Here is a 9615-nt window from a genome sequence, read left to right as displayed (position 1 = left end):
CGTTACCAATCACTCGTAACATACTTAGAGCATTTTTGATCATAAAGTATATTCTCCTTTATTCCAATTTTAATAATTCAAATATAACGTAAATGTTCTGTTAAAAGCACAATCAAAAGTTACAAAATATTGAAAGTACACTTTAATAAGAGATTATATACAATTAAATCTAAAAAATAGCGATTTCTTTCTATTTAACTATGAATAAGTAGATCCTATTGGATAAGAATACATATATTTTAGCATGATAATCCATTTATTTGGGCAATGGTCAATAGTTTATTTGGTAATTATCCCAAATAGTACTGTTGGATTTCAGTAGATTTAACGTATGTTTAAAAAGTAAACATTGTTAACATGAAAAACATCAAATACAAGAAATTATAGATGAGGTGAGTATATTGAGAAAGATAACAGGTGGAATTTTGGTTGGAATGTTAATTATGTTGACATCGTGCTCTAGTTCAGCTCCAAATACGGCAAGCACATCAACCTCTTCAACAAGTACAGGTCAATCTACAGCATCCAATGTGATAAGAGTCGCCGTACAATCGGATGGCAAAACGCTTGATCCTCATACCGCTACAGATGCAGGTTCTATGCATTATATCGAAAATATGTACAGTACATTGATGCAATACAATGGTAAATACGGTGAAATTGAACCGGGACTTGCTGAATCGTATACTGTTTCGGATGATCTACTCACCTATACCTTTAAGCTGCATCAAGGGGTGAAGTTCCACAGTTCTGGTAAAGAACTGACTTCAGCCGATGTGAAATATTCTATTGAACGAATTATTGATAAAGGAGTACGTGCGAATCAATTTACCGCAGTCAAAAGTATAGATACACCTGATCCATCTACAGTTGTATTTCATTTAAAACAACCGATGGCTCCTTTCCTTACCTATCTAGCGAACCCGATGAATGGCATTGTAGATAGCGATATTGTCAAAGCCAATAACAACAGCCTAGATAACGTAGATGCAGGCACAGGTCCTTTTGAATTGGTCAAATGGGATAAAGATCAACAGCTAACGTTGAAAAAGAATCCTGATTATTATGAAAAAGGGTTACCTTATTTGGACGAAGTGGATTTCAAGCCGATTGCAGATGCAACCGCTCGTACAACAGCTCTTCGTAATAATGAGATTGATCTGATTCTAGAAACGACAGAAAAAGAAAATAAAGTATTAGAAAATGTTGAAGGGATTACATTGAAGTCAGAACCCGGTACCTTTTGGGAATATATCGGGCTGAATGTCAAAGACCCTGCACTACGTGATGTTCGTGTTCGTCAAGCGATTGCCAATGCAGTAGATCGCAATCAGATCAATCAATTGGTGAAGTTAGGTAAAGCAACGGTATTGGACGGCGGAAATATTCCTCCGAATCACTGGGCATACCCTGATATTCATCCATATGCTGAGCGTAATGTAGAAAAAGCCAAGCAATTGTTACAAGCAGCAGGAAGCCCGGCTATTTCGCTTACACTCAAAGTCGGCTCTGAATATGATTATCAGGTGCAAGCTGCTCAAGTGATTAAGCAACAATTAGCTGAAGTAGGTATTACCGTCAAAGTGGAATCTCAAGAATCTAGCGTCTTTTTCGATGCACTAGGTAAAGGTGACTTCCAGATGGCGGTCGTTGGTTGGCAAGGATTTGTAGATCCAGATGAATATACCTATAACCTATTCCATACAGGTGAAGCTTATAACCAACAAGGCTACTCTAATCCAGAAGTAGATGCTTTACTCGAAAAAGGTCGCACGACTGCGGATGAAGCAGCACGTAAAGACATTTACAAACAAATTGAGACCACTGTAGCTGATGAAGCTCCGATGGTATTCCTGTATATGAATGAACGTGCAGCCGCTTATCGTAATAATGTTACAGGCTTTATCGTGGAACCGACAGTTACTTCTATTTTCTTAAAACAAACCAAAGTAGAGTAGATTGAACTGTAGAATATAGCTGCTAGACATGAACATAGGAACTGACGGGCTTGCTCGTATCAGTTCCTGTTTGGTTAAAGGAGGGATAAGATGTTGAGCTATATTGTCCGGCGGATTCTAGTGTCTATTCCTGTATTGTTCGGCATTTCTATTGTTACTTTTTTTATGATTCGTTTAGTACCTGGAGATACCGTTACGGCATTATTGGGAACACGTTATAGCGAAGAACAAGCTATACAATTGAAAGCTTATTACGGGCTGGATAAGCCTCTCTATATTCAATATTTGATCTGGATTGGAAATGTACTGCGGGGCGATCTAGGACGTTCTTCATTTAGTGGAGATTCGGTGATGCAATCAATTATCGAACGCTTGCCCGTCACTCTAGAATTGACATTGATTAGTGTATTGATTGCCAGTCTCGTAGGGATTCCACTCGGTATATGGGCAGCTTATCGCCATAATCGACTACCGGATTATATGGCAACGTTTGTAGGGCTATTGGGAATTTCGATTCCGGGATTCTGGTTAGGAACGATCTTTATCTTATTATTTGCTTTGAAGTTAGGCTGGGCTCCTTCCAGCGGATATATCTCTTTCTGGGAAAATCCACTACAAAACTTACATCATATGTGGATGCCGGGTATTGCGCTTGGTGCAGCCGTATCTGCGGTAGTCATGCGGATGACACGTTCCACGATGCTTGAAGTATTAAGCGAAGATTATATGAAAATGGCTCGTGCCAAAGGGATGTCGCCGTTACGATTGTTAACAAGACATGCACTCAAAAATGCAATGATTCCGATTATTACAGTGCTCGGTATCCAGATTGGTTATTTGATCGGTGGATCTGTTGTGATTGAGCAAATCTTTTCGTTACCCGGAATTGGACGCTTAGCATTACAAGCCATTACCAATCGAGATTACGCTTTAATGCAAGGAACAATACTGTTTGTAGGTTTTTGTTTTGTAGTCATTAATCTGATCGTTGATATTCTGTATTCGATCTTAAATCCCAAAATTCGTTATTAGGAGGAGCTCTGAATGAAAGAGATTTGGTATCGTTTTAGCAAAAACAAACTCGCCATGACGGGTCTCCTATTTATTAGTTGTTTTGTACTGATCGCATTAGGTGCAGGCTGGATAGCTCCATTTGATCCTTATGCACTGGGAACCGAAATGTTAGGCAAGCCCAGTATTCATCACTGGTTAGGTACAGATCAGTTAGGACGGGATATTCTTTCTCGCATTATTTATGGAGCAAGGATATCATTGCGAGTAGGTGTTATTGCTGTCGGGGTTGCATTGCTTATTGGAGCGACGATGGGAATCCTTGCAGGTTATTTTGGCAAATGGGTCGATGCGATCATTTCACGTATCACCGATGTTCTATTTTCGATTCCTGATATTTTGTTAGCCTTATCAATTATGGCGATTCTAGGTGCAAGTACAACGAACTTAATGATCGCAATCGGTATTGTATACACACCGATATTTGCACGTATTGCTCGAAGTGCTGTATTGTCGATCAAAAGTTCGCTTTATATCGAAGCCGCTCGTTCGATCGGTGTAGGGCATATTCGAATTATGCTCAAACATGTATTGCCTAATATTATGGCTCCACTTATTGTACAGATTACTTTATCTTTTGCTTTCGCTATTTTAGCAGAAGCAGCGCTTAGCTTTTTAGGGCTGGGCGCAGAGCCGGATACTCCATCATGGGGAACAATGCTTAACGAAGGCAAAGACTGGATGGAATCGGCATGGTGGATCGCTGTATTCCCGGGTCTAGCGATTACCATTGCTGTATTAAGTTTTAATATTCTGGGAGATGGTCTACGTGATGCGCTTGATCCCAAATCCAATAAACATTAAATCATCTTAGAAGAAAGGAGTGCTGTTTGATGCCTATTTTTTATCCAACAGATCGACCTTTAGCTGACTTTAAATGCAATACCTTTGCTATTATTGCTCGTTGTCCTCAGACCAAACGTTTTGGTGCAGCTGCGGCTTCTAAATTTCCCGGTGTTGGCGCATTCTCTCCTTGTGTTGATCCTGAATATGGGGTGGTGGCTACCCAAGGATGGATGAATCCAGCACTCGGACCTCGTGGTATAGAATTGTTACGACAAGGACTTACTGCTAATAAAGTATTAGATGATCTGCTGATGGAAGATCCCGGTCGAGATTTGCGGCAGGTGGCTGTAATCGATCGTTTTGGTCATTGTGCTGCTTTTACAGGTAGTGAAAATGATGATGTTAAAGGGCATGTGATTGGCGATCAATTTTGTCTATCAGGCAATTTGCTTGCGAATGAAGACGTATTGCCTGCTATGGAGCGAGCTTTTGAACGAAGTGCAGATCTGGAACTAGTAGAACGTCTACTTGCTGCTCTCAAAGCAGGTTCAGATGCAGGTGGAGATCGTCGTGGCAAACAAGCATCAGTACTCAAAGTCGCCGCTACACCCGGTTTTCCTTATGTTGATTTCCGTGTCGATGATCATCCCGAACCTATTCTTGAATTAGAACGAATTTATTATAGTAATCGATCTGTATTAATTGAACAATACTACGACTGGGTGGACACCGTGATGAAAGGTATTCCACTCGAAAAGAAAGGTTGAGTCGATGAGTTATTTTCCAGAAAATGATCCTTCTTTAACGACAACATCTCTGCTAAACACATCTTCTATCCTGATTACCAATGCAAACCTGTTAACGATGGAAGGGGTAACGATAGAGCAAGGCTGGATTCATATCGTAGATGGTAAAATTGTAGGCTTAGGCGATACTACCGAATGGGAAACGTATAAGTCACAACTAAGCAATATATCCAATACTCGAATTATTGATGCACAGAATCGCCTAGTCTCTCCCGGTTTGATCGATCCTCATACCCATATCGGTATAGATGAAGAAGGTATCGGGTGGGAAGGTGCTGATTACAATGAGACATCTGAAGCGGTAACTCCTCATTTGCGTGCGTTAGATGGAATTAATCCTTATGATGAAGGATTTGTAGATGCTGCTAGAACAGGTGTGACTACGGTTCAAGTTTTACCGGGTAGTGCTAATGTGATTGGAGGCTTAATGTGTTGTCTCAAAGTTCTTCCTGGATCAACCGTAGAGCAGATGGTTGTACTGCATCCGTCAGGTCTCAAAATGGCATTGGGCGAAAATCCTAAAAAATATCATGGAGTAGCTAGTGGTAGAGCGCCATTGACTCGTATGGGGATAGCTGGTATCATTCGTGAACAATTAGTACAGGCTCAACATTATGTAGCACAGCAACAATCTATAGAGGTAGAACAATCAAGACCATCACCTCCACGCAACTTGCGTATGGAAGCTTTGGGTCTGGCTTTAGAAAAGAAAATTCCTGTTCGTTTTCATGCACATCGTGCCGATGATATCGCGACAGCACTACGATTAGGACATGAATTTGACTTGGATATTACCATTGAGCATACAACCGATGGGATTAAGATTGCCAAAGAATTAGCGTCATCAGGTCGATATTGCAGTGTAGGTCCTACCTTATCTTCACGTAGTAAAGTGGAACTGCGTAACCTTTCTTGGGAAACGTATCCTGCTCTGTATCAAGCAGGGGTGCCGATATCAATCACAACCGATCATCCTGTATTACCTATTCAATATTTGCCAACGTCAGCCAAAATGGCTATTCAAGCAGGATTGCCACTAGATGCCGCATGGGAAGCGTTAACGATTCAAGCGGCTCGTCATTTGCATCTAGCCGATTCTACAGGCTCACTAAAAGTAGGCAAAGATGCAGACATCGTGATCTGGAATACGCATCCGCTTACCGATTCAGGTGAAGTGGCTCTGACGATGGCAGGCGGACAAATAACATTTGCGCAGTCTGAACCGCAACTATAAATAGACAAAAAGTACACATCACTTATAGTACAAAGCGTATAGCATAGCACACAATGAACTTCAAGGAGGCGTAACCGATGGAGCATCCCCCGATTCATTCTCTTATGCGCTTCATGAAGACGATTATGTCTCCGGTTCATGAAGAACAAATGCTTCAACTGATTTTGCAGACAGCGATGGATAGTATCCCAGCCGCAGAAGCAGGGTTTTTATTTTTACATGATCCATTAATCAATAAGTTGATTATTCAAGCTACAGTAGGCTATCTTCCAGCAGTGATGACGATGACTCGATTATCTTCAGGTGAAGGGATATCAGGCAAGGTTTTTGCAGAACGTATGCCTATTCGGATCAACAATCCTCTGGATCTACAAAGTGCTATGGATAATATGAGTGCTTTTAATTACAAATACTATGTAGAATCATCGACTCAAGGGGAAATACCTTGTTGCTGTATTGCAGTGCCTTTATTATCTGATGGCCGTTGTATAGGAGTAGTGACGCTTGATAATTTTACCGATGCGCAAGCATTGACTGAACATGATCTGGAATCTCTACAAATCTATTGTGATCTAGCAACGATGGCGATTGAGCATCGTCGTTTATTTCGACAGGTTCAAGAGCAGAATCATGAGCTGTTTTTGACTCATGATGCGCTACGTCAAGAGCATGAGCGATTACAAGTGACAATGGACTTTCATAATCAGATTAATAACTTGGCAGCAAAAGGGTACGGAACCCCTGAAATTCTGTCTGCTCTATATCGTAATGTCAAAATGCCGATTGCTGTATTCGATCTGCTACTCACACCTATGGGTTATTTACCTGCTGAAGTCAAACCTCATTTACCCGATCAATTTCTACAACATCCTGCGATGCAGTGGGTGCAACGCAGTAAAAAGTGGCAACGAATTGTACTCGAAGAAGATGCTGCTCAATCTATTATTGTAACTCCGATTGTAGGTACCGATCGATTGCTTGGTTATTTGTGTGCATGGACAGGAAATCAAGAATTTATGAGTACGAACAAAATGATTTTTGAATACAGTGCCACGGTGCTTGCCTTAGATTGGGTGAAAAAAGAAGCTGTTCAACAATCACAAATGCGTGCCAAAGATGCTTTTTTCGAAAGTATTTTATCCGGTGAGATGAATATGTCTTTACAAGAGCAAGCGCGTGTACTCGGATTTGAACAGGAAGATCATTATGCAGTGATGTTGATGCAACCGCTACAAGGGAGTGCACGACATTCATTTGAATCTATTATGAGTCAGCTACATATCCATTATTTATTGGTTGAACGGCATCATCATACGATTATTATTGTGAATATTGCGGGGAATCTGGACAAAGAAGAACGTCAAAGTCAATTTCAATTGTTATTACGTGAGCTGCGCCGAGATCGTCAATTATTATCAGGTATCGGTAGATTGTATCAGGGATTAGATAAAGTAAGCCGATCCTACAAAGATGCTGAACAATGTATGCAGTTATTGCTCAAAGAAGGCAATCAACAGCGCTTGATCTATTTTGGTGATCTAGGAGTGATTCGCTTTTTTATGCAACAATCGTATGAAGAATTAGAAGAATATTTGAATGATGTATTAGAACCAATTATTCAGTATGATCAGCAAAAAAAAGCCAATCTAATGATCACTTTAGTCTCCTTTGTTAAATATGACCGCAATCTCAAAAATACAACTCAATCATTACGTATTCACCACAATACTTTATATTATCGACTCGGACGGATTCAAGAATTATTAGGTTACTCTTTTGATCATGGAGATGAATGGTTCAATGTCCGCATGGCATGTCAGATTTATTTGTATTTATATGAAGATTAACCAAAATACAGGAGAAAATACGAAATAAACACGAAACTTTATCCTAAAAGAGATAAAGTTTTTTTTGATTTGTTAACGCAGTGTAAAAATTTCAAAAAAAGCTAATACATAATATGACAAAATTCGATAATGATAATAGGTCTTAGTAACTAAGAGGATTATATAACAATATAGCGGAGGCAGACACATCATGACAGTCAGAACCAGATTAATTGTAACTATTAGTTTATTAATTTTTACTATTTTAGGAAGCGGAATATTATCTTTTGTTACCATTTCTAATACGATTGAACAAAGTGCATTATTACAATCCAAAATGGAAATGCAAAAAAATATGAAACAGATCGATTTTAGATTAGCAGGGCTTTCTAATGATGAACGTGGTTATTTACTTACAGGTGATCAAGAATACGTACCCGAAATGCAGAAAAAAATCACCGAAATTAATAGCATTTTACAATTGTTGCAACAATCAACAGCCGGTGCACCTTATCAATCTTCTTTACAAGAGATTAGTACGACATTTGCCAAAGTTACCGAGTTAAATGGAAATGTAGTCAAATTGCAAGGTGAAAATCCAACAGCTGCTAGTCAATATCATTTTGGGGAAGAACGAACACTACGCAAAACAGCTTTAACACCAGCAGTCAGTGAAGTGATTACGAACCTTAATCAAGAAGTAGCACAATTACAAGCACAAAATGAAAAACAAGCGCATCTCAGCAAAACGATTATTTTAGCAGCAGTAATCATTTCTTCAGTAGTGGGTATTCTTTTAGGTATTCTTTTACTACGTGCTATCCTCAAACCTTTACGTCTGCTAAATCGCCAAATGTTAGAAATCGCTCAAGGCGAAGCTGATTTGACTCAGAAAATTATATTGAAACAAAAAGACGAATTTGGAACATTAGCATCGAACTTTAACTTATTTGTATCTACATTACATTCTATCGTCAGTCAGATCGGTGTATCGTCTGATATGGTTGCAGCTTCAGCAGAAGAATTTTCAGCAAGTGCAGAGCAATCCAAGGCTACTTCTCAGCAAGTCGCTGAATCTATGCAAGTGATCGCTGATCAGACAGGTGGACAAGCCAAACAATTGAGATATCAATCGGCTTCTTTGCAAGATTCATTCCATAAATTATCTGAGATTTCTTCGAACACTGCTCAAATGGCAGATTTCTCTCAATTAATGAAGCAACAATCTGAAAAAGGAGCAGATTCGATTGAACGTGTAGGCGAGCAAATGATATCGATTCAAAGTTCAGTATCTCGCGCAGATCAAAGTGTAGGTGTACTGGCAGGACATGCGACTAAGATTGATACAGTAACTACATTAATCAATGAAATTTCGTCTCAAACCAATCTTCTAGCATTAAATGCTTCTATAGAAGCTGCTCGTTCGGGAGAACATGGACGTGGATTCGCAGTGGTAGCAGAAGAGGTTAGAAAGCTGGCTGAACAATCAGCAAATGCAGGTAGACAGATCAAAGAATTGGTTAGTCATATTCAGTTAGAAACACAATCGACAATGTCAGCTATTCAAACGGTTCAAACAGATGTTGCAACAGGTAATCAGATGACCAGAGAAACAGTACAGCAATTCCATGATATTTTGAATGCAGTGGAAGAAATTTCATCCAAAACGGAAAATATCGCGAATAATGCTTCACAAGTTAATGATTCTTTTGCAGATTCTGCGGATACAATGCAGACGATGACTAAAGGAACACAAGAAATATCAGACAGCACGCAGGAAATCGCTGCGGCAACAGAAGAGCAATTAGCTTCGAGCGAAGAAGTTCTACATTCTGCTGTAGCTTTAACGTCACTTGCAGAAGATTTACAAGCATTAGTCACTCGTTTCAAAATCTAATCTATATCGCAAAGATCTATAGCCTAAAGAAAAAAGC

General features: G+C 39.6%; 7 protein-coding genes. All 7 read left to right on the top strand.

Features of this window, described 5'->3' with window-relative positions; genetic code table 11:
* Nucleotides 1–401 precede the first annotated feature (401 nt).
* On the top strand, nt 402–1958 hold the full coding sequence (locus PTI45_RS23515) for an ABC transporter substrate-binding protein (protein ID WP_069330023.1): 1557 nt from the start codon (nt 402–404) through the stop codon (nt 1956–1958).
* 90 nt (nt 1959–2048) lie between these two features.
* Nucleotides 2049–2990, top strand: coding sequence for an ABC transporter permease (locus PTI45_RS23510; RefSeq protein WP_069330022.1), 942 nt, complete (start codon nt 2049–2051; stop codon nt 2988–2990).
* 12 nt (nt 2991–3002) lie between these two features.
* Nucleotides 3003–3833, top strand: a complete 831-nt coding sequence (locus PTI45_RS23505; protein WP_069330021.1) for an ABC transporter permease — start codon at nt 3003–3005, stop codon at nt 3831–3833.
* A 29-nt stretch (nt 3834–3862) separates the two neighbouring features.
* Nucleotides 3863–4582 (top strand): DUF1028 domain-containing protein, encoded by a 720-nt coding sequence (locus PTI45_RS23500; protein WP_069330020.1) that lies wholly within the window; start codon nt 3863–3865, stop codon nt 4580–4582.
* Nucleotides 4583–4586: 4 nt separating this feature from the next.
* Nucleotides 4587–5855 (top strand): amidohydrolase, encoded by a 1269-nt coding sequence (locus tag PTI45_RS23495; protein WP_069330019.1) that lies wholly within the window; start codon nt 4587–4589, stop codon nt 5853–5855.
* Nucleotides 5856–5932: 77 nt separating this feature from the next.
* On the top strand, nt 5933–7702 hold the full coding sequence (locus PTI45_RS23490) for a helix-turn-helix domain-containing protein (RefSeq protein WP_069330018.1): 1770 nt from the start codon (nt 5933–5935) through the stop codon (nt 7700–7702).
* A gap of 190 nt (nt 7703–7892) precedes the next feature.
* On the top strand, nt 7893–9578 hold the full coding sequence (locus PTI45_RS23485; RefSeq protein WP_069330017.1) for a methyl-accepting chemotaxis protein: 1686 nt from the start codon (nt 7893–7895) through the stop codon (nt 9576–9578).
* The last annotated feature ends 37 nt before the right edge of the window (nt 9579–9615 follow it).

Origin of the sequence: Paenibacillus nuruki, assembly GCF_001721045.1 — a bacterium.
GTDB lineage: Bacteria > Bacillota > Bacilli > Paenibacillales > Paenibacillaceae > Saccharibacillus > Saccharibacillus nuruki.
This window is presented reverse-complemented; position numbering and strand designations above follow the sequence as displayed.

Coding starts and splice junctions, on each gene's coding strand:
- PTI45_RS23510 (WP_069330022.1), top strand. CDS start 2,049: ATGTTGAGCTATATTGTCCGGCGGATTCTAGTGTCTATTCCTGTATTG.
- PTI45_RS23485 (WP_069330017.1), top strand. CDS start 7,893: ATGACAGTCAGAACCAGATTAATTGTAACTATTAGTTTATTAATTTTT.
- PTI45_RS23505 (WP_069330021.1), top strand. CDS start 3,003: ATGAAAGAGATTTGGTATCGTTTTAGCAAAAACAAACTCGCCATGACG.
- PTI45_RS23490 (WP_069330018.1), top strand. CDS start 5,933: ATGGAGCATCCCCCGATTCATTCTCTTATGCGCTTCATGAAGACGATT.
- PTI45_RS23495 (WP_069330019.1), top strand. CDS start 4,587: ATGAGTTATTTTCCAGAAAATGATCCTTCTTTAACGACAACATCTCTG.
- PTI45_RS23500 (WP_069330020.1), top strand. CDS start 3,863: ATGCCTATTTTTTATCCAACAGATCGACCTTTAGCTGACTTTAAATGC.